Here is a 20,645-nt window from a genome sequence, read left to right as displayed (position 1 = left end):
GAGGGCGCGTGGAGCGGCGCACCGCGCCGAGGCGGGACCGTCGCTTGACGTGGGAAGGCGCAGTGGGTTGCATACGCTTTGTGACCGCACTTCTTCCGGGGGCCTCTCCATGGACCCGGTGATCGTCGCGGGGGCGGGTCCCGTGGGCCTGGCCCTCGCCCTCGCTCTGGCCCGCCGCGACGTCCCCGTCATCGTCCTCGACGAGGCGGAGGCACTGACCGATGCCGACGGGTTACGGCGCCCACGCACCGCGGTCCTCGGCCCCGACACGGTCGCGTTCGTCGAACGGCTCGGCTACGCCGGTGTCCGCAGCGACGGAGCCTCCTGGTCGGCCTGGCGCACATTGCGCCGTCGTACGGAAGTGCTGCGCGTCGAATTCGGACCGCAGGACTCCCCCACGCACATCGCGCAGCACCAATTGGAGCGCGGCCTGCGCGACGCGCTGCTCGCCTGCGGGTCGGTGCGGATCGTGCCGGGCTGCCGGGTGGACGCCTTCGAGCAGGACGGTCTCGGGATCACCGTGCACACCCGCGGGTCGCACGACACCTGGTGGCGCGGCAGTTTCCTGGTCGGCTGCGACGGTCCCCGTTCGACGGTCCGCAAGCTGACCGGCGTACGTTTCCCCGGCCGCACCGCCGTCGACCGGCACGCGGTGGCGGTGATCCGCGCGGAACTCCCCGAACCGGGTGTGGCGTTGCTGCACCGCGACCCGCCGGGGGCGCCCGCGGGCCAGGAGGTGACGGCCCGTCCGTTGCCGGACGGCCTGTGGCGGCTGGACTGGCTGCTGCCCCCGCAGGGGCGGCTGCTCACGTCCGACGCGCTGGTGGAACGGCTGCGGTCCACGCTCACCGCCTGGTGCGGCAGCGTCGTCCCGTACGAACTCGTCGGCTCGGCCGACTATCCGGTGCACCAGCGGCTGGCCAGGCGCTGGCGCAGGGGGCGCGTCTTCCTCGCGGGGGACGCCGCACACCTGATGGGCGCGCTCGGCGCACAGAGCGTCGAGGAGGGGCTGCGGGACGCGGAGAATCTGTCCTGGAAGCTCTCGCTGGCCTGGCACGACGGCGCGTCGAAGATACTGCTGAACAGCTACGAGGCGGAGCGGCGCGGGGCGGTCGGCGCCCGGTTGCGCGCCACCGACCAGGCGCTTCCGCTGCTGCGGGCCAGTGGCGCGTGGCAGACGGTACGGCACGCGGTGCTGTCGGGCTCGGCGCGCGGCCAGGCGGAGCTGCTGACCGACAGCCATCTCGGCCGGGGGTCCGCCGCCGCGTCCTCGGTCTACGGGCGCTCGCCGCTCGCGCTGCCCGCGCCGCGCTCCGGTGGCGGCAAGTCCGGGCCGTCGCCGCTGGTCGCCGGGTGCGACACGCCGCCGGGCGGTGCGGTGACCGATGTATCGGTGACCGCGCTCGACGGCACCGTCGGACGGCTGCGGGACCGGCTCGGCCGGGGGTTGATCGTGGTGCTGATCGCGCCGGGTACGGGGGTGTGGGACAGCCGTCACTGGCTGACCGCCGGGCTCATGCCCCGGCTCGCCTCTGCGGTCGCCGCGCTGCCGACCCGCGCGGAACTGGTCGTCGCCGAGACGTATCCGGGGGCGACCGCGCACAGCGTGCTGCTGATCCGGCCGGACGGGCGACTGGTCACGGCGATGGTGGGCTGCCGCCCCGCGGAGCTGTACTCGTACGCCGACCTGGCCCGCGGCGGTCCGCCGGTGCCGGCGGCCGGCGAAGGTACGGAGCCGGACTCCGACGACGGTGACGGAGAAGGCGGCGGGCCCGGCGGCGCGGCGGGCACGCGGGTCAGCGGGCACACCCGGTAGCAGCCGGGCCGGACACGCCCTGCCGGACGGTCACCGCCAGTCGGCCGGGGCTGCCGGTCACCGGCACCGTTTCCCTTGGCTGATGGTCTCGGTGCCGGACGGCGGGGCGGTTTTCGGAGACCCTGGTGGCAGGGCGACGCCCGGTGGCGGGGCCTTCGTACTCCCTCACCTTCCAGGATTCCGCCGTCCTCGCCGCCGTCACTCCCACGGCTCCTCTTCGAGCTCCTCCTCGACGCCCTCGGCGGCGAGCGCTTCCCGGACCACCCGGAGGGCCAGGCCCTCGGAGTAGCCCTTGCGGGCGAGCATGCCCGCGACGCGGCGGATCCGCTTGTCGCGGTCCAGCCCGCGGGTGCCCGGCAGCCTGCGGCGTACCAGCTCGCGGGCGGTCTGCTCCTCCTGGTCGTGGTCGAGCAGTCCGACCGCTTCGTTCACCAGCTCCGCGTCCACTCCGCGGTGGCGGAGCTCCTGTGCGAGGGCACGGCGGGCGAGACCCCGGCCGCGGTGCCGGGACTCCACCCAGGAGTTGGCGAACGCCTGGTCGTCGATCAGCCCCACGTCCTGGAAGCGTTCCAGGACGTGCTCGGCGACCTCGTCCGGGATCTCGCGCTTGCGCAGGGCGTCGGCGAGCTGCCTGCGGGTGCGGGGTGTCCCGGTGAGCAGGCGCAGGCACAGCGCCCGCGCCTGCTCCTCGGGATCGAGCGGCGGCTCTCGCGAGGCCCTCGACTCGGAAGAGCCGCCGCGCTCAGTGGACCTGCGCGCCACGGCGTCAGGCCTTGGCGGCGGTCGCCTTGGTCGCCTTCGCGCCCTTGGGCGCGGGGACCTCGGCCTTGGGAGCGTCGGTCTTGGCCACGGCCGCGGGTCCTGCCGCGTCCGCCCCGGGCTGTGCGCCCGGCGCCTCGACCTTCGGCACGCCGACGCCGAGCTTCTCCTTGATCTTCTTCTCGATCTCGTCCGACAGGTCGGGGTTGTCCTTCAGGAAATTGCGCGCGTTTTCCTTGCCCTGACCGAGCTGGTCGCCCTCGTACGTGTACCAGGCGCCGGACTTGCGGACGAAGCCGTGCTCGACGCCCATGTCGATCAGGCCGCCCTCACGGCTGATGCCGTGGCCGTAGAGGATGTCGAACTCGGCCTGCTTGAAGGGCGGCGCGACCTTGTTCTTGACGACCTTGACGCGGGTACGGTTGCCGACCGCCTCGGTGCCGTCCTTGAGAGTCTCGATCCGGCGGATGTCGAGCCGGACGGAGGCGTAGAACTTCAGCGCGCGGCCACCGGTGGTGGTCTCCGGCGAGCCGAACATCACACCGATCTTCTCGCGGAGCTGGTTGATGAAGATGCAGGTGGTCTTGGTCTGGTTGAGCGCGCTGGTGATCTTGCGGAGGGCCTGGCTCATCAGGCGGGCCTGGAGACCCACGTGCGAGTCGCCCATCTCGCCCTCGATCTCGGCCCGTGGCACGAGGGCTGCCACGGAGTCGACCACGATGAGGTCGAGAGCGCCGGAGCGGACCAGCATGTCCACGATCTCCAGCGCCTGCTCGCCGGTGTCCGGCTGGGACAGGATCAGATTGTCCGTGTCGACGCCGAGCGCCTTGGCGTAGTCGGGGTCCAGCGCGTGCTCGGCGTCCACGAACGCAACCGTGCCGCCCGCCCTCTGGGCGTTGGCCACCGCGTGCAGGGTGAGGGTCGTCTTACCGGAGGACTCCGGGCCGTAGACCTCCACCACTCGGCCGCGCGGCAGCCCGCCGACGCCGAGTGCCACGTCAAGAGCGGTCGATCCGGTGGGGATGACTTCGATGGGTTCGTTCGGCCGGTCGCCCAGGCGCATGACCGCGCCTTTGCCGAACTGCCGTTCAATCTGCGCGAGCGCGGCGTCGAGCGCCTTCTCGCGGTCGTTTCCTGCCATGGGCTCCACCCGGGATGTCTGGTTCGATCGCTTCACGTCCACGACGCTAGCGCCTGGCACTGACAACGCGCCCGGCCGTCGCCCCGTGCTGTGGATAACTCCGGCGGAAACACGCTTCGTCACCACGGAAATCCACCCGGCACAAGCCATAAGAATGGATGTTCGAATTTGATGTCAAGCGACCCGCCGGGGGTGTCGGGCCACTCCTGAATCCGTCGCTCCGCTCGCGACGCCGCGTCAGCGCTTGGCGGCGGGCACGTCCATCGAGGCGCACACCGCGCGCCAGACGTCCTTGGCCTCCCAGCCGTCGTCCAGCGCCTGATGCACCGTACGGCCGCCCAATTCGGCCATCACATGGTCCCGCGCGAAGGAATCGGCGTACGCGTCGCCGAAGTGCGCGCGCATCCGCTCCCAGAAAATCGTCAACCGCATGACTGCCAGTATCCCGCGCCCGCACGCGTACCGTCACACAGCCGGGTGGCTCCTCGGCTCAGCCGTGTTCAGGCCGCCGCGCACGCCCTAGGGTGCGCGCATGCCAGCAACCCCGCTAGGTCGCGCCGAGCAGTTCGTGTGGCTCACCGCCCGTGTGCTCGAGCAGCGCAGGTTCGCCTTCCACTTCCTCGACGGCGACGGCGACGCGGTCGAGACCGCGCTCGACGCGTACCGCAATGACGACGCCGGATACGGCCACGCGCTGGAGCCCGACCTGCGCGGTCCGGTGAGCCAGCCGCTGCACGTGGCGTACGCGCTGCGGGTGCTGGACGAGATCGACCGGTGCAGGGGCGGCAGGGCCGAGCGCATCTGCCGCTATCTGACGGCGTGCTCGACGGCTGAGGGCGCGCTGCCCGCGGTCGACGCGTCCTTGCGCGGCTATCCGTACGCGCCCTGGATGCGGATCTCCGACGACCCGCCCGGTGACCTGCTCGCCACCGGACCCGTGGTGGGGCTGCTGCGCCGCAACGAGGTGTGGCACGCGTGGCTGTTCAGGTCGACGGACTTCTGCTGGGCGGCGATCGACGCCCTGGACCGGACGCATCCCTATGAGGTGCTGGCCTCGCTGGCGTTCCTGGCCTCGGCGCAAAACCGGCCGCGTGCGCAGGGCGCGGTGGAGCGGCTGGGACGACTGGTGCGCGAGCAGGGTCTGGCGCTGCTGGAGCCCGAGCGCGCCGGGCAGGTCGCGCCGCCGACCGGATACGCGCCGGGCGAACACCACTTCGCCCACGACTTCGCGCCCTCCCCCGACTCGGCCGCCCGGTCGTGGTTCACCGACACCGAGATGGAACGGTCGCTGGACCATCTCGCGGGGCAGCAGGGCGACGACGGAGGCTGGCCGATCACCTGGCGCGAGTGGGCGCCCGGCTCCGCCCTCGAAGGGCGGCCCATGGTGACGATCGAGGCGCTGCGGACGCTGCGCGCGTACGGCCGTCTCGGCTGACGTCGAGGCCGCGCGGGTAAGGGGCGCTGATCCAGGTGCCCGGTCCTTACACCGGTGACCGGGCACCGGATGTCGCGCAGGACCGGCCCGTGGCTCACATGCCGGAGACGGCCCGTACGGCCGCGGTCACGACGACGGCCGCGGCCACCACCACGAGGAAGGGCGCCCGCAGCAGGAGGGCCACGGCCGCCGCCGCGAGCCCGGCCGAGCGCGCGTCCACGGCCAACCGCAGTCCGCTGGTGCCGAAGGTCTGGAGGGCGGTGAGCGCGGCTAGGAGCGCGATGGGCACGAGCGCGGCGAGGCGCTTGACCAGGGGGCGTTCCAGCAATCCCGCCGGTACGGACAGGCCCAGCAGTTTGACCGCGTAGCAGCCGAGGGCCGTCACGAGGACGGCGATCCAGGTACTCGCTCCTGTGCTCATTCCGCTGCCTCTCCCTCTTCCCGCGCCTGTGCTGGTGCCTTTACTGGTACCCGTTCCGGCTTCCGTACGGTTCCTGACGCGTCCTTTCCGGTGCGCTTCGCGCGGGTGACGGCCAGGACGAGGGGCGCTGCCAGGGCGGCGACCAGGACCGGGACCCCGGCGGGCAGGAGTGGCAGGCAGACAAGGCCGAGCAGGACGGCGACCGCGGCGACCGCCCGTTCGGCGCGCCCCTTGACCATGGGGGCGAGGAGCGCGAGGAAGACGGCGGGGCCTGCCGCGTCCAGCCCCCAGGAAGCGGGGTCGCCGAGCGCCGAGGCGCCCAGGGCGCCGATGAGGGTGGTCAGATTCCACAGGGCGTAGAGGCTGACTCCGGTGACGGTGAAGCCCAGCCGCGCGGAGGCGCGGTCCTTCTGCGCCAGCGCGACCGCGGAGGTCTCGTCGATGACCCACTGCGCGGCCAGCGGCCGTATCGCGGCGGGCAGGCGGAGGAGTTGGGAGAGCCGGAGCCCGTAGAAGGCGTTGCGGGTGCCGAGGAAGAAGGCTCCTGCGGCTGCCGCGAAGGGGTTGCCGCCCGCCCCCAGGGCGCTGACCAGGGCGAATTGCGACGCTCCGGTGAACACCAGCAGGGACAGGGCGCAGGTCTGGGCGAGTGCGAGCCCGGCTCCGGCGGAGGTCACGCCGAAGGCGAAGCCGGAGAGCCCGACGGCGACGCCCACCCCGAGGGCGTCGCGGACGACCTGGGCGCGCGCGGGGCGCGGCTGCCGGTCCGCCGACCCGGTGGATTCTCTGCGGTCGGCGGATTCCGCGGGTTCTGTGGCTATCGGGTGTCCCGTCACCCGCATGAGGCTAGGGACGGCGGGACGGCGGGTCTTGTACGTTCTTGCGCCCGCGTTGGTAGGCGCCGGGCGGGACGCCGACGATCCGGGCGAAGTGCCGGTTGAGGTGGGGCTGGTCGGTGAAGCCGACGGCGGCGGCCGTGTCGGCCGGGCTGACGCCTGTGTCGAGCAGGCGGCGGGCGGCCCTGACCCTTTCACCGGTCAGCCAGGCGTGCGGCGGCAGCCCGTAGGCGGCCTTGAAGGCGCGCAGCAGGGCGAAGGGGCCGGTGCCGACCTCACGGGCCAGTTCCTCCAGGCTCGGCGGGGCCGCCAGGCGGGTGGCCAGCAGGTCGCGGGCGCGGGCCGCGACGCCCGCGCCCGCGACGGGCACGGGTCCGGGGGCCGCGGAGTTCGCGTGACGGGCGAGCATCCGGGCGACGACCAGGCGCAGCTGCGTGTCGGCGGCGAGCGCGTTGTCCCCTTCGGCGGCGCGATGGACGTCGGCGATCATGCGGGCGGTCACGGGGTCGTCGAGCACGGAGGCGTTGAAGGAGGGGGTGCCGCGCAGTGCCGTGGTCTCCGCGGCGACGGCGGCGACCACGGCGGGCGAGGGGTAGAGGACCCGGTAGCTCCAGCCCTCCTCGACACCCGCGTAGGCGGTGTGCGGGGTCTCGGGGTTGATCAGGACGACTCCGCCCGCGCCCGCCCGCTCGGCTCCGCCGGGCAGCCCGATGCCCTCGACGCCTCCGGTGACCGCCGCGATCACGTAGCTGTCGTGGGCGTGCCGGGTGAAGGTGTGCCGGACATAGCGGGCACGCAGCAGGTCGACTCCGGGCAGTCCGGGGTGTTCCCAGTACCTGGCCTGCTCTCGCACCGTCACAGGGCCATTGTGGACCGGTGGCGGGCCGGGGCGTCCAGCGAGTTATCCACAGGCTGAGGGGTCGGCCGCCGCGCGGTGTCGGTGCGGCGAGGCAGGATGGATGCCATGTCCAGTCGCAGCAGTCTCGACGCGTTCTCCCCGGCCACCCGCGCGTGGTTCACGGGGGCGTTCAGCGAGCCCACCGACGCCCAGGCCGGGGCGTGGTCGGCCATCGCCGAGGGCTCCGACGTGCTGGTTGTCGCGCCGACCGGTTCCGGCAAGACGCTGGCGGCCTTCCTCGCCGCCCTGGACCGGCTGGCCAGCACCCCGCCGCCCGCCGAGGCCCGCCGCCGGTGCCGGGTGCTGTACGTGTCGCCGCTGAAGGCGCTCGCGGTGGACGTCGAGCGCAATCTGCGCAGCCCGCTCGCCGGGCTGCGGCAGGAGTCGGTACGGCTGGGGCTGCCGGAGCCCGAGGTCCGAGTCAGCATCCGCTCGGGCGACACGCCTCCGGCGGAACGGCGGGCGCTGGTGACCAGGCCGCCGGACATTTTGATCACCACCCCCGAATCGCTGTTCCTGATGCTCACCTCCGCCGCGCGGGAGGCGCTGAGCGGGGTCGAGACGGTGATCCTGGACGAGGTGCACGCGGTCGCGGGCACCAAACGCGGGGCGCATCTGGCGCTCTCCCTGGAGCGGCTGGACGAGTTCCTTGAACGGCCCGCCCGCCGGATCGGGCTGTCGGCGACCGTCCGGCCGGTGGACGAGATCGCCCGCTATCTGTCACCGCGCCGCAAGGTGACGATCGTCCAGCCGCCGTCGCAGAAGCGGTTCGACCTGTCGGTGGTCGTGCCGGTGGAGGATCTGGGCGAGCTGGGCGGCTCCCCGGTGGCCGAGCACACCGGGCCGGCCGCGGGTCCCGCCGAGCGGGCCTCGATCTGGCCGCATGTGGAGGAGCGGATCGCCGACCTGGTGCAGGCGCACCGCTCCACGATCGTCTTCGCCAATTCGCGCCGTCTGGCGGAGCGGCTGTGCAACCGGCTCAATGAGATCGCCTACGAGCGGGCCGAGGGCGAGGCGCTGCCCGAGGCGCACTCCCCCGCCGAGATCATGGCCCAGTCCGGCGCGGCCAAGGGCACGCCGCCGGTGCTGGCCAGGGCACACCACGGCTCGGTGTCCAAGGAGCAGCGGGCCCTGGTGGAAGAGGATCTGAAGGCGGGGCGGCTGCCGGCGGTCGTCGCGACGTCCAGCCTTGAGCTGGGGATCGACATGGGCGCGGTCGATCTGGTGGTGCAGGTGGAGTCGCCGCCCTCGGTCGCCTCCGGTCTGCAACGCGTCGGGCGCGCGGGGCACCAGGTGGGAGCGGTCTCCACCGGGGTGGTCTTCCCCAAGTACCGCGGCGACCTGGTGCAGTCCGCCGTGGTGACCGAGCGGATGCGGCAGGGCGCGATCGAGTCGCTGCGGGTGCCCGCGAATCCGCTGGACGTGCTGGCCCAGCAGATCGTGGCGATGACCGCGCTCGACACCTGGGACGTGGACGACCTGCTGGCCCTGGTGCGGCGTGCGGCGCCGTTCTCGGCGCTGCCCCACTCCGCCTACATCGCGGTCCTCGACATGCTGGCCGGGCGCTACCCCTCGGACGCCTTCGCCGAACTGCGCCCGCGCCTGGTGTGGGACCGGGTGGCGAACACGGTGACCGGACGCCCCGGCACCCAGCGGCTCGCCGTCACCTCCGGCGGCACGATCCCCGACCGCGGGCTGTTCGGGGTGTTCCTGGCGGGCTCCGACCCGAAGAAGGGCGGCGGCCGGGTCGGGGAGCTGGACGAGGAGATGGTGTACGAGTCCCGGGTCGGGGACGTCTTCACCCTGGGCACCACCTCGTGGCGCATCGAGGACATCACTCGCGACCGGGTCCTGGTCTCGCCCGCGCCGGGAGTGCCGGGACGGCTGCCGTTCTGGAAGGGCGACCAACTCGGCCGCCCGCTCGAACTCGGCCGTGCACTGGGCGCGTTCCTGCGCGAGGTGGGCGCGCTGGCACCGGAGCGGGCCAGGGAGCGGCTGACGGCGGCCGGTCTCGACACCTGGGCGACGGACAATGTGCTGTCGTATCTGGCCGAGCAGCGGCAGGCGTGCGGTCATGTGCCGGACGACCGGACGATCGTGGTCGAGCGGTTCCGCGACGAGTTGGGCGACTGGCGGGTCGTCATCCACTCCCCCTTCGGCGCGCAGGTGCACGCGCCGTGGGCGCTGGCGCTCGGCGCGCGGCTCCAGGAGCGCTACGGCCTGGACGCCCAGGCGATGCACGCCGACGACGGGATCGTGCTGCGGCTGCCGGACGCGGACTTGATGGGCCTGGACCTGCTGGACTCCGATCCGGTGCTGCGCGGCGCGGAGTTCGACCCCGAGCAGTCGCCGGTGGGCGCGGCGGATGTCGCCTTCGACAAGGGCGAGGTCGAACAGCTCGTCACCGATCAGGTGGGCGGCTCGGCCCTGTTCGCCTCCCGGTTCCGCGAGTGCGCCGCCCGCGCCCTGCTGTTGCCGCGCCGCGACCCCGGAAAGCGCACCCCGCTGTGGCAGCAGCGCCAGCGAGCCTCGCAACTGCTCCAAGTCGCCTCGGAGTTCGGCTCCTTCCCGATCGTCCTCGAGGCGGTCCGCGAATGCCTTCAGGACGTCTTCGACGTGCCGGGCCTGGTGGAGCTGATGGGCGACATCGAGGCCCGCAGGGTGCGGCTGGTCGAGGTGACCACGCCCGAGCCGTCGCCCTTCGCCCGCTCGCTGCTGTTCGGTTATGTGGCGCAGTTTCTCTACGAGGGCGACTCGCCGCTGGCGGAGCGGCGGGCCGCGGCGTTGTCGCTGGACTCGCGGCTGCTGGCGGAGCTGCTGGGTCAGGCGGAGCTGCGCGAGTTGCTGGACGCCGATGTCCTGGCCGAGTTGGACACCGAATTGCAGTGGCTGACCGAGGACCGGCGGGTGAAGAGCGCCGAGGGGGTCGCGGATCTGCTGCGGGTGCTCGGACCGCTGACCGGTGCGGAGTTGGCCGCGCGGGGCGCGGAGCCGGGGTGGGCGGAGGAGCTGGAGACGGCAAGGCGGGCGATCCGGGTGCGGATCGCCGGGGCGGAGCACTGGGCGGCGGTCGAGGACGCGGGGCGGTTGCGGGACGCGCTCGGTACAGCGCTGCCGGTGGGCGTGCCGGTGGCGTTCACCGAGCCGGTGAAAGACCCGCTGGGGGATCTGCTCGCCCGGTACGCGCGCACGCACGGGCCGTTCACGACAAAGGAGGCGGCCGGGAGATTCGGCCTGGGCGCTGCGGTGGCGGACGGGACGCTGCAGCGGCTGACGGCGGCGGGCCGTACGGTGCAGGGCGAATTCCGGCCGGGCGGCGCGGGCCAGGAGTGGTGCGACGCGACGGTGCTGCGGCGGTTGCGACGCCGCTCGCTGGCCGCGCTGCGGCAGGAGTTGGAGCCCGTGCCGCCCGCCACGCTCGGCGTCTTCCTCCCGCAGTGGCAGCACGTGGGCACGCACAGTCTGCGCGGTCCGGACGGGCTGGTGCGGGCCGTGGAGCAGTTGCAGGGCGCGTCCGTACCCGCATCGGCGCTGGAGAAGCTGGTCCTGCCGTCCCGGGTGACGGGCTACAACCCGGCGATGCTGGACGAGTTGACGGCTTCCGGCGAGATCCTGTGGGCGGGGGCGGGCGCCCTGCCGGGCAAGGACGGCTGGGTGTCGCTCTACCTCGCCGACAGCGCCCCCCTGCTGCTGCCCGCCCCGCAGCCGTTGGAGCTGTCCCCGCTGCACGAGGCGGTGCTGGCCGCGCTGTCCGGCGGCTACGGTCTCTTCTTCCGGCAGATCGCTGAGCAGGTCCGGGCCGCGGGCCAGGACACCACCGATCCCCAACTGGCCGACGCCGTCTGGGACCTGGCCTGGTCGGGACGGCTCACCAACGACACCCTGTCGCCGCTCAGGGCGCTCCTCGGCTCGGGCCGCACCGCGGGTTCCACCGCGCACCGGGCACCACGGTCCGTGCCGCGCGGCCGGTACAGCTCGCTGGCGACCCGCGCCCCGCGTGCGACGGCGTCCCGCTCCGGTCCGCCGACCACCGCGGGCCGCTGGTCCCTCGTACCGTCCGCCGAGCCCGACCCGACGCTGCGGGCGCACGCCCTCACCCACACGCTGCTCGACCGGCACGGCGTGGTCACCCGGGGCGCGGTGGCCGCCGAGGGCGTCGCGGGCGGCTTCTCTGCGGCCTACCGGGTGCTCGCGGCCTTCGAGGAGACCGGGCAGGCCCGGCGCGGCTATGTGGTGGAGGGACTGGGGGCGGCCCAATTCGCCATGGACGGCGCCGTCGACCGGCTGCGCGCCCTGAGCACGGCGCGCGACCGCGAGGAGGAGCATGCCTCCCGCGCCCGTACGGTGGTGCTCGCCGCCGCCGACCCCGCGAACGCCTACGGCGCGGCTCTCCCCTGGCCCGAGCAGCCCGCAGGCGTCACCCACAAACCGGGCCGCAAAGCCGGCGCGCTGGTCGTCCTCATCGACGGAGAGCCCGCCCTCTACGTCGAGCGCGGCGGCAAGACGCTGCTGGCGTGGCCCGACGACGAGATACGTCTCCAGGCCGCCGCGGACGCGCTGGCGCTGGCCGTCCGCGAGGGCGCGCTGGGTCGCCTCACGGTGGAGCGGACCAACGGTGAGTCGGCCCTCACCTCGCCCCTCGGCCGTGCCCTGGAAGCCGCGGGCTTCCACGCCACTCCGCGCGGCCTGCGCCTGCGGGACGGCGGATAGAGCCCGGTCGGGCTCAGGGCAGCGGAAGCAGCGGGCAACTGCGAGGGGAAGTCGTGGCGGGCCGGGGCCTCGACCTGGCCCCGCGGGGGAGCCGCCCCGATCTGCGGGCCGCCCGGACGCGCCCGCCGCCGGGCGCGTCTCGCCCCGCCTTGGGCGACCGGTCGCGGGCTCGCCACAGCCGGTCGACCGCCCCGGCGGGGCGGGGACCGGCGAGGGGCCTGGGGCGGGGGGCCTGCGTCAGGTCGCGGCGCGGAGTTGTTGGGCGATGGCGACGAAGCCACGGCGTTCGGCGTGCTGGAGAGGGGTGACGCCGTCGGCGTCGGGGAGGGAGGGGGAAGCGTGGGCGGCGAGGAGGAGTCGGACGATTTCCTGGTGGTCGGGGCCGCCGTCGCCGAGGATGACGGCTTCGAGGAGGGCGGTCCAGCCGAGCCGGTTGACGTGGTCGACGTCGATGTCGGTCTCGGCGAGGACGGCGCGGACGTAGGCGACGTGGCCGCGTTCGGAGGCGGGGATGACGGAGACGCCGCCGTAGCGGTTGGTGAGGGTCAGGTCGGGGTGCGCGGGCAGCAGGGCGCGCATCATCTCGACGCTGCCGGTCACGCCGGTGACCAGCCAGGGGGTGTCCTGGCGGTAGTCCCGCGCGTTGGGATCGGCCCCGGCGGCGACCAGCCTGCGGGCGGCCTCGGGGTGGTCGGCGAGCGCGGCGAGCAGCAGCGGGGTGCACCGTTGGTCGTCGCGGGTCTCGATGTCCGCGCCCCCGTCGAGCAGGGCGGTCACCTGCTCCGCGTCGCCGCAGTGGGCGGCGTCCAGCAGCCTGGTGTTCAGGTCGGCCATGCCGGTGTCTCCTCCATCTCCGGAAAGCTTCTCCGGGTTTTCCCGCTTCTCCGGGTTTTCCCGCTTCTCCGGGTTTTCCCGCTTCTCCGGCTTCTCCGGTGCTTCGGGCTTCCCGCACGTCTCATGTCTGTCGGACGCCGGGGTGATTGTCCCCCCGCCCGTCGGCCTTCAATGGCCGAGCGATACCGCTCCCGCCCGGGCGAACTGCTCGGCGCTGCTGCGGATCGCGCAGGGCGCGCTCGCCAACACCGCGGAGCACGCCGGGGCCGCCCACGCCACGCTCACGCTGACGTACCTCGACGGCCAGGTGCCGCTCGACGTCTCCGACGACGGGCGCGGCTTCGATCCGGCCGCCGTCGCCGCCACCGGGGTACGCGGCCCGCGATCCGCGCGCGGGTGGGCCAGCTCGGCGGCACCCTGAGCATCGAGTCCGCCCCCGGCGAGGGCGCCGTGCTGTCCGTCGCCGTCCCCCTCGAAGCCCTGGAGGCCGCGCCGTGACAGAGATCCGTCCCGTCCGTCTCGTGGTCTGCGACGACCATGCCGTGGTGCGTGCCGAACTGATGGCGCTGCTGGCCGGCGCGGACGGCATCGAGGTGATGGGCCAGGCGGGCAGCGGCGAGGAGGCCGTCGCGATGGCGGCGAAGACGCGGCCGGACGTGGTCCTCATGGACCTCCAGCTCGGTCCGGGCATCGACGGCGTCGAGGCCACCCGCCGGATCGCCGCCGCTGCGGCCCACGCACCGGCCGAATCAGTTCGGCCGGAGACGCCCGGAGCAGCCGCGACGCCCGGAACAGGCACGGCGCCCGGCGGCCTGTACGTCCTCGTCCTCACCACGTACGACACCGACGCCGACATCACCCGCGCCATCGAGGCGGGCGCGACCGGCTACCTGCTGAAGGCCGAGCGCCCGGAGGAGCTGTTCTCCGCGATCCGCGCCGCCTCGCCGGGCCGCACCGCGCTGTCGCCGCCTGTCGCGGCGGGCGCGTGATGGCCCATATGCGCGCGCCGGGACCGCAGTTGAGCGCCGTGAACGCGACATCCTCGCCCAGCTCGCCCATGGCCTCGGCAACCGCGACATCGCCCGCGCCCTCTTCATCAGCGAGGCCACCGTCAAGACCCACCTCGGCCGGATCTACGACAAACTCGGCGTCGACACCCGCGCGGACGCGGTGGCCACGGCGACCGAACGCCGCCTGCTCGGCTGATCCGGCACCCGAACCCCCAGCACCCCGCCCCCAGGGGCGCGCCAAAACCCCCGCCGCCCCGACGTGACCCGCGCCCCCACCCCGCGTCATCATGGACGGGTGCCCGAGGGAGACACGGTCTGGCTGACGGCCCGCCGACTGCATGACGCGTTGGCGGGGCGCGCCCTCGTTCGGGCCGACCTGCGGGTGCCGCAATTGGCCACGGCCGATCTGACCGGCCGCCGGGTCCTCGACGTCGTGAGCCGCGGCAAGCACCTCCTCACCCGACTGGACGGCGGCGCGACGCTCCACTCGCATCTGCGGATGGAGGGCTCCTGGCACCTGTACGCGCCCGGTGAGCGCTGGCGGGGCGGTCCCGCCCACCAGATCAGGGCGGTGCTGGAGACGGAGCACAGGACGGCCGTCGGCTACCGGCTGCCGGTGCTGGCGCTGCTGCCGACCGCCGAGGAGTCCGAGGCCGTCGGCCACCTGGGCCCCGATCTGCTCGGGCCCGACTGGGACCCGGCGCGGGCGCTGGCGCGGCTGGTCGCCGAGCCGGAGCGGGAGATCGCCGAGGCGCTGCTCGACCAGCGCAATATGGCGGGGCTCGGCAATGTGTACGTGGTCGAGCTGTGTTTTCTGCGCGGGGTGACACCGTGGACGGCGCTCGGCGACGTCAGGGCGCCGGAGAAGGTGGTCGCGCTGGCGAAGCGGCTGCTGGAGGCGAACAAGGAGCGTCCCGGCCACATCACCACGGGCGATACGCGGCGCGGCCGTACGCACTGGGTCTACGACCGGGCGAACCGGCCGTGTCTGCGCTGTGGCACCACGGTCAGGACCGACCGGCACGGCAGAGCGGACCAGAGCCGGGGCGCGTACTGGTGCCCGAGCTGCCAGAAAGGTCCGTCCCCGCACGGCAATTGACGGACCGTCAGATACGGTCGTACGGTCGGACGCATGACGGTCACGGCGTACGACCTCAGCGGGCGGGTCGCCCTGGTCACCGGAGCGGCGAGCGGGATCGGCCGGGCCAGCGCGCGGTCGCTGGCGTCAGCGGGCGCGGTCGTGGTGTGCGCGGACCGGGACGAGCCTGGGGTACGCGAGACGGCGGCGCTGATCGAGACGGCCGGCGGGCGGGCCGAGCCCAGGGCGCTCGACGTCACCGACAAGGCGGCCATCGCCCGGACCGTCGCCGGCATCGTCCGGGACCACGGCGGCCTCGACATCTTGGCGGCCGTCGCCGGAATCATGCACAGCAGCGGCGTCCTCGACACCAGCGACGACGACCTGGACCGCGTCCTGGCGGTGAATTTCCGCGGGGTACTGCACTGCGCCCAGGAGGCGGCCCGCGCGATGGCCGACCGCGGCGGCGGCAGCATCATCACGATGTCGTCCAGCGCGATCGACACGGGCGCGCGCGGCCTGCTCTGCTACAGCGTGTCCAAGGCGGCCGTCGTCCAGCTCACCAAGACCCTCGCCACCGAACTGGGTCCGCTCGGCATCCGCGCCAACACCGTGGCCCCTGGCTTCATCCGCACCCCGATGACCGCGCACTACGGCACCGGCGCGGACGGGGTGTTCGACGAGAGGGCGCAGGGCCGCGCCGAGGAGTCGCTGGCGCGCATGTCCCCGCTGGGCCGGGTCGGCAGGCCCGAGGACGTGGCCCCGGCCGTGCTCTACCTCGCCTCAGACGCCTCCGCCTTCGTCACCGGCCAGATCCTCCGCCCCAACGGCGGGGTGGCCATGCCCTGGTAGGACGCATCCCCGGAATCCGGCGTCGGGCGACAGCCGTCCGGTCCGCACTCGTTCCATCGGCCCCCGCGGAACCGAGGGCCCGTCCGCGTCACCCGCCGCGGCCGCCCGCATCCGCCGCTTCACCGTCGGCACCGCGTGCAGGGGTATGAGCCCGAGGCTCCAGCCGCCCGCGGCCATCGCGCCCTCCCACGGCCCGACGGCCTCCGGCCGTATCCACAGCCGCAGCACCGCCCACCACCACAGCAGCCCGCAGACGAGCGCGAAAAGGACGGCGGCGGAGCGTACGCCCCGGCCGGATCCCGTACGGCGGACACCGGATTCCGCACCGCGGCCCGCGCATCCCGCACGGCGGACCGGAGAACCGTCCGGCGTCTCCCGGTCCGGCGGCCGCACCGCTGACCGGCGCCATGACCGACCCCATGACCCGTCCCATGACCAGCCCCACACCCGGTCCGTGGCCTGGAGCACGAAAACTCGCAGTGCGCGCATGGCCGCCTCCTTCGGACCCCCGAGGTTGCGGCGGGAGGCCGCCCGCGGCGGGTCCCGTACTCAGGTGCGATGCCCTGCCGCCAAGATCGCTAGCCGCGCGCCGGCAGGTCCCGGGCAACGTTCACCCGAAAGGGTCACCGCACGGCCACGACCAGCTGCGACATATGCACGCAAAGCGCCACCCCAGCCGTGCGTCAGACGTTCTCGGCCTGGAACATCCAGTGGAACTTCTCGATGTCGGCGGTGATCCCGATCAGGATGTCCTGGCTGACCGGATCGGGCTGCTCGGTGGTCTCGATCCGCTCGCGCATCCGCACGATCACGGCGTCCAGCGCGGCGACCAGGATCTCGACGACCTCGGTGTCCTTGACCCAGCCGTCGGTCACCGTGTCGATCCCGCTGGTCTCGGCGACCGTGCGGGCCCGCCCATCGGGCGTCACGCCGATCGCGGAGGCCCGCTCGGCGACCGTGTCGGAGTGCAGCCGGGCGGTGTCGACGACCTCGTCGAGCTGGAGATGGACGGAGCGGAAGCGCGGGCCGACGACATTCCAGTGCACCTGCTTGGCGAGCAGCGACAGGTCCACGAGGTCCACCAGGGCGCCTTGCAGCGCGTCTCCGACGGTCTTCCGGTCCGGCTCCGACAGCGGGCTCTTGACGACAGTCATGCGGTTCTCTCCTAGCGGATCGACACCATGAGGTCCGTTTCGCCCCCCTTGACCCTCCCCGCCTACCCTGCCTCGGGCTCGCACACATGGCAAAAGCACGAACAACAGCGCGGACGAAAGCCCGGCCCGAAGCCCAGCGAAAGCCCGGCGGACGTACGGGCACACGCCAACGGCCCCGACCGGGAGCGAGCCGGTCGGGGCCGTCGGAACAAGCGGGTCAGAAGGCTAGGCGGCGACCACGTCGACAGCCTCGGCAGACTTCTTGGGCGCCTTGATAGTGATCCGTTCGTCCGGTGTGGACGTCATGGACGTGACAGAAGTGACCGCACCCAGCAGGGGCCGCATCGGCGCGGCAGTGGTCTCGGACGCCGCCGACTGTGCCAGCTCGGCAAGCGACAGATCGTCACTGACCTCCCGCATCACCTCGGACATAGGAACGTCCAAGGCGTCGCAGATCGCCGAGAGCAGCTCGGATGACGCTTCCTTCTGCCCCCGTTCGACCTCTGACAGATAGCCCAGGGAAACCCGGGCGGACGAAGAGACCTCACGCAGGGTGCGGCCCTGGCGCTGGCGCTGCCGACGCAGCACGTCACCAAGCAGGCGACGGAGCAGGATCATCGGTGGCTCCCTCCTCGGACCGCGAATCCGCATCCTCTTCGCCCCACCGTACCGCCTCGGGCACCGGCCGTGCGGGGAGCGATGTCGTGTTCACTCAGGGCTGCAAACATCCCTTCCCCCCGTGTTCTTCCCTATCCTTCGCCTCCGGACTCTTCTCGGGGCGGGTCTTCCTCAGCTCCGAGGTCAGCAGTTCGAACACGGCGGCCACGGTCGCCCGCCGGATCTCCGTACGGTCGCCCGACAGCCTGAGCGCGGCGCCCTCCGCACCGCCGGGACCCGCGACGGCCACGAACACCGTGCCCACCGGCTGCCCGTCCTGCGGGTCGGGTCCCGCCACACCGGTCGTCGCGGCGCCCCAGTCGGCGCCGAGCCGGTCCCGTACGCCCTCGGCCATCTCGCGGGCCACCTGGGCGTCCACGGCGCCGCGCGCGGCCAGCAGGGCCGCGTCCACGCCGAGCAGCTCGTGCTTGAGGGCGGTCGCGTACGCCGTCACCGAGCCGCGGAAGGTCCGGGAGGCGCCGGGCACCCCGGTCAGCTCCGCGGCCACCAGACCACCGGTCAGGGACTCCGCGACGGCCAGCGTCCGGCCGCGCTCGTCCAGCAGCCGCAGTACCTCCGCCGCGTCCGCCCGCCCAGCGGCGGTCATACGCCCTGCGGTCGCTCGGCCCCGGCCTCGGCCTCCAGCTCGACGCCGACCACGGAATCCGCCGCGGTCGCACCCGCCGGGGCTTGGGCCGGAGCGGCGGCCGCTTCCGCGACCGCCTCGGAGGCCGCCGCGACCGCGGCGCGCTCCGCCGCCAGTCCCGCGCGCCGCAGGACGACCGCCTGCCGTACGTAGTCGAAGCCGGTGGCGACGGTCAGAACGACCGCGGCGCCCATCATCCAGGCCCGTACGGTGGCCAGCGGGCCGGTCAGGATCAGGACGTACATGCCGACGGCGATGCCCTGCGTGAGCGTCTTGAGCTTGCCGCCCCGGCTGGCGGGGATCACGCCGTGCCTGATCACCCAGAACCGCATGGCGGTGATGCCCAGCTCGCGGAAGAGGATGACGACGGTCACCCACCAGGGCAGGTCGCCGAGGGCGGACAGGCCGACGAGCGCCGCGCCCATGATCGCCTTGTCGGCGATGGGGTCGGCGATCTTGCCGAAGTCGGTGACCAGGCCGTAGCGGCGGGCCAGCTCGCCGTCGAAGAGGTCGGTGATCATCGCGACGGCGAAGGCGGCCCAGGCGAAGGAGCGCCAGGCCGGATCGTGCCCGTCGCCGTGCACGAGCAGCAGCACAAAGCCGGGGACCAGGACCAGCCGGGCCATCGTGAGCATGTTCGCGATGTTCCACAGGTCGGCCTTGGGCAGCACCGGGTCCCCGAGGTGGTCGGGGGTCGAGGAGGCCGGGGCGGCGGGCGCGGGGGCTCCGGTCATCTGCCCACCTCCTGCAGGCCGCGCGGGGCGTCGGTCACGCCCCCCGCGGCACTCGCGGTCCCGGTCGTATCCTCAGGAATCTCAGGAACCGCCGAAACCGCCGGAACCTCAGGGCTCGCCGGAACCGCCGGGACGTCCAGCGGCTCCGCGATCAGGTCCACGCCCTCGGTCGCCGTCACCTTCGCCATGACGAAGGTCCCCGGCAGCGGGGCGGGAACGCCGTCGGGCACCGCCAGCACGACCTGTCCGTCGGTCTCCGGCGCCTGGTGGTCGGCCCGGCCGGTCACCTCGCCGGTCTCCTCGTCCACCGCCTCGACCAGCACCCGTACGGTCGCGCCCAGCCGCTCCTGCGCGCGCTGCGCGGTCAGCTCCTCGGCCAGCCGCGAGACCCGCGCGAGCCTGGCGGCGACCACGTCCTCGTCGAGCTTGTCGCCGAAGGTCGCCGCCTCCGTACCGTCCTCGTCGGAGTAGCCGAACACGCCGATGGCGTCCAGCCGCGCGGAGCCCAGGAACCGTTCCAGCTCGGCCAGATCGGCTTCCGTCTCGCCGGGGAAGCCGACGATGAAGTTCGAGCGGACACCCGCCTCCGGGGCCTTGGCCCGGATGGTGTCCAGCAGTTCGAGGAAGCGGTCGGTGTCGCCGAAGCGGCGCATGGCGCGCAGCACGGCGGGCGCGGAGTGCTGGAAGGACAGGTCGAAGTACGGGACGACGCCCGGAGTTCCGGTGAGCGCGTCGATCAGGCCGGGGCGCATCTCGGCGGGCTGGAGGTAGCTGACCCGGACCCGCTCGATGCCGTCGACCGCCGCCAGCTCCGGCAGCAGCGTCTCCAGCAGGCGGATGTCGCCGAGGTCCTTGCCGTACGAGGTGTTGTTCTCGCTGACCAGCATCACCTCCTTGACGCCCTCTCCGGCCAGCCAGCGGGTCTCGCCGAGGACGTCGGAGGGGCGGCGGGAGATGAAGGAGCCGCGGAAGGACGGGATCGCGCAGAAGGTGCAGCGCCGGTCGCAGCCGGAGGCGAGCTTCACGGAGGCGACGGGTCCCGAGTCCAGGCGGCGGCGCAGCGGCGCGCGCGGGCCGGAGGCGGGCGCGACGCCCTCGGGCAGATCGGCGGGCGCCCGGGCCGCGAAGTCCTCGGAAGCCTCAAGAGCGCTCGCGGCGGCCTCGACCGGCTCCTCGCCCGACGTCCCGTGCCCCTGCGCGTGTCCCGGCAGCGCCACACTCGCCGCCTGCCGCTCGGCCGGGCTGATCGGCAGCAGCTTGCGCCGGTCGCGCGGGGTGTGCGACGCGTGGACGCCGCCGGCCAGGATCGTCCGCAGCCGGTCGGAGATGTCCGCGTAGTCGTCGAAGCCGAGTACGCCGTCCGCCTCGGGCAGCGCCTCGGCCAGTTCCTTGCCGTACCGCTCGGCCATGCAGCCGACCGCGACGACGGCCTGGGTGCGCGCCTGCCCCTTGAGGTCGTTGGCCTCCAGCAGAGCGTCCACCGAGTCCTTCTTGGCCGCCTCGACGAAGCCGCAGGTGTTCACGACCGCCACATCGGCCTCGGAGGCGTCGTCGACCAACTGCCATCCGTCCGCCGCCAGCCGGCCGGCGAGTTCCTCGGAGTCCACCTCATTGCGGGCGCAGCCGAGCGTGACAAGAGCGACGGTACGGGGTTCGGGCATACG

15 protein-coding genes and 4 pseudogenes are annotated in these 20,645 nt (G+C 73.4%); 7 read left to right on the top strand and 12 right to left on the bottom strand.

Going from position 1 to position 20,645, the window contains the following annotated elements:
• Nucleotides 1-109: 109 nt before the first annotated feature.
• Nucleotides 110-1,816, top strand: a complete 1,707-nt coding sequence (locus ACFZBB_RS32845) for an FAD-dependent monooxygenase (RefSeq protein WP_391130283.1) — start codon at nt 110-112, stop codon at nt 1,814-1,816.
• 198 nt (nt 1,817-2,014) lie between these two features.
• Here ACFZBB_RS32845 and recX read toward each other — a convergent pair.
• The 3 genes and pseudogenes from recX to ACFZBB_RS32830 all read right to left on the bottom strand — a co-directional run.
• Nucleotides 2,015-2,638: pseudogene (gene recX / locus ACFZBB_RS32840) on the bottom strand (recombination regulator RecX); the annotation flags it as partial.
• On the bottom strand, nt 2,583-3,716 hold the full coding sequence (gene recA, locus ACFZBB_RS32835) for a recombinase RecA (RefSeq protein ID WP_355338167.1): 1,134 nt from the start codon (nt 3,714-3,716) through the stop codon (nt 2,583-2,585). The gene recA and the pseudogene recX, both read right to left, overlap by 56 nt.
• 237 nt (nt 3,717-3,953) lie before the next feature.
• Nucleotides 3,954-4,148, bottom strand: coding sequence for a DUF3046 domain-containing protein (locus tag ACFZBB_RS32830; RefSeq protein WP_188286122.1), 195 nt, complete (start codon nt 4,146-4,148; stop codon nt 3,954-3,956).
• 100 nt (nt 4,149-4,248) lie between these two features.
• On the opposite strand from ACFZBB_RS32830, the gene ACFZBB_RS32825 reads away from it, so the two are divergent.
• Entirely contained in the window at nt 4,249-5,151 is a 903-nt protein-coding gene (locus tag ACFZBB_RS32825) for a hypothetical protein (protein WP_391130281.1), read from the top strand.
• A 94-nt stretch (nt 5,152-5,245) separates the two neighbouring features.
• Here ACFZBB_RS32825 and ACFZBB_RS32820 read toward each other — a convergent pair whose 3' ends face one another.
• The 3 genes from ACFZBB_RS32820 to ACFZBB_RS32810 are packed head-to-tail and all read right to left on the bottom strand — an operon-like array spanning nt 5,246 to nt 7,267.
• The gene (locus ACFZBB_RS32820; protein ID WP_391130279.1) at nt 5,246-5,572 is read right to left on the bottom strand and encodes an AzlD domain-containing protein; all 327 of its coding nucleotides are present in this window, start codon (nt 5,570-5,572) and stop codon (nt 5,246-5,248) included.
• Nucleotides 5,569-6,408, bottom strand: a complete 840-nt coding sequence (locus tag ACFZBB_RS32815) for an AzlC family ABC transporter permease (RefSeq protein WP_391130275.1) — start codon at nt 6,406-6,408, stop codon at nt 5,569-5,571. Before ACFZBB_RS32815 ends, ACFZBB_RS32820 begins: the two co-directional genes overlap by 4 nt.
• Before the next feature lie 10 nt (nt 6,409-6,418).
• Nucleotides 6,419-7,267, bottom strand: coding sequence for an AraC family ligand binding domain-containing protein (locus ACFZBB_RS32810; RefSeq protein ID WP_391130272.1), 849 nt, complete (start codon nt 7,265-7,267; stop codon nt 6,419-6,421).
• Nucleotides 7,268-7,372: 105 nt separating this feature from the next.
• On the opposite strand from ACFZBB_RS32810, the gene ACFZBB_RS32805 reads away from it, so the two are divergent.
• A complete protein-coding gene (locus ACFZBB_RS32805; RefSeq protein ID WP_391130269.1) occupies nt 7,373-12,016 on the top strand; it encodes an ATP-dependent helicase in 4,644 nt (1,547 codons plus the stop codon).
• 237 nt (nt 12,017-12,253) lie between these two features.
• Here the strand turns inward: ACFZBB_RS32805 and ACFZBB_RS32800 are convergent, their stop codons facing one another.
• On the bottom strand, nt 12,254-12,850 hold the full coding sequence (locus ACFZBB_RS32800) for an ankyrin repeat domain-containing protein (protein WP_391130266.1): 597 nt from the start codon (nt 12,848-12,850) through the stop codon (nt 12,254-12,256).
• A 208-nt stretch (nt 12,851-13,058) separates the two neighbouring features.
• On the opposite strand from ACFZBB_RS32800, the pseudogene ACFZBB_RS32795 reads away from it, so the two are divergent.
• From ACFZBB_RS32795 to ACFZBB_RS32780, 4 genes and pseudogenes are all read left to right on the top strand, one after another.
• Nucleotides 13,059-13,348 (top strand): annotated as a pseudogene (locus ACFZBB_RS32795) (ATP-binding protein); the annotation flags it as partial.
• A 62-nt stretch (nt 13,349-13,410) separates the two neighbouring features.
• Nucleotides 13,411-14,056: pseudogene (locus tag ACFZBB_RS32790) on the top strand (LuxR C-terminal-related transcriptional regulator).
• A gap of 99 nt (nt 14,057-14,155) precedes the next feature.
• Nucleotides 14,156-14,959, top strand: a complete 804-nt coding sequence (locus ACFZBB_RS32785; RefSeq protein WP_391130263.1) for a DNA-formamidopyrimidine glycosylase family protein — start codon at nt 14,156-14,158, stop codon at nt 14,957-14,959.
• 33 nt (nt 14,960-14,992) lie between these two features.
• Complete coding sequence (locus tag ACFZBB_RS32780; protein ID WP_391130260.1) at nt 14,993-15,790, top strand: glucose 1-dehydrogenase; 798 nt, start codon at nt 14,993-14,995, stop codon at nt 15,788-15,790.
• Between the two features lie 683 nt (nt 15,791-16,473).
• On the opposite strand, the gene ACFZBB_RS32775 is transcribed toward ACFZBB_RS32780, so the two are convergent.
• The 5 genes and pseudogenes from ACFZBB_RS32775 to rimO all read right to left on the bottom strand — a co-directional run.
• Complete coding sequence (locus ACFZBB_RS32775; RefSeq protein ID WP_391130257.1) at nt 16,474-16,944, bottom strand: ferritin-like domain-containing protein; 471 nt, start codon at nt 16,942-16,944, stop codon at nt 16,474-16,476.
• Nucleotides 16,945-17,169: 225 nt separating this feature from the next.
• Entirely contained in the window at nt 17,170-17,562 is a 393-nt protein-coding gene (locus ACFZBB_RS32770; protein WP_355338132.1) for a helix-turn-helix transcriptional regulator, read from the bottom strand.
• Between the two features lie 94 nt (nt 17,563-17,656).
• Nucleotides 17,657-18,208, bottom strand: coding sequence for a nicotinamide-nucleotide amidohydrolase family protein (locus tag ACFZBB_RS32765; protein WP_391130254.1), 552 nt, complete (start codon nt 18,206-18,208; stop codon nt 17,657-17,659).
• Entirely contained in the window at nt 18,205-18,981 is a 777-nt protein-coding gene (gene pgsA, locus ACFZBB_RS32760) for a CDP-diacylglycerol--glycerol-3-phosphate 3-phosphatidyltransferase (protein WP_391130251.1), read from the bottom strand. Before pgsA ends, ACFZBB_RS32765 begins: the two co-directional genes overlap by 4 nt.
• A 137-nt stretch (nt 18,982-19,118) precedes the next feature.
• Nucleotides 19,119-20,642, bottom strand: a pseudogene (gene rimO, locus ACFZBB_RS32755) (30S ribosomal protein S12 methylthiotransferase RimO); the annotation flags it as partial.
• Between the last annotated feature and the right edge of the window lie 3 nt (nt 20,643-20,645).

This window comes from Streptomyces sp. NPDC008139, from assembly GCF_042957025.1.
In the GTDB taxonomy this organism is placed as follows: domain Bacteria; phylum Actinomycetota; class Actinomycetes; order Streptomycetales; family Streptomycetaceae; genus Actinacidiphila.
Note: the sequence above shows the minus strand (reverse complement) of the source record. Positions and strands in the feature narration are given on the sequence as shown.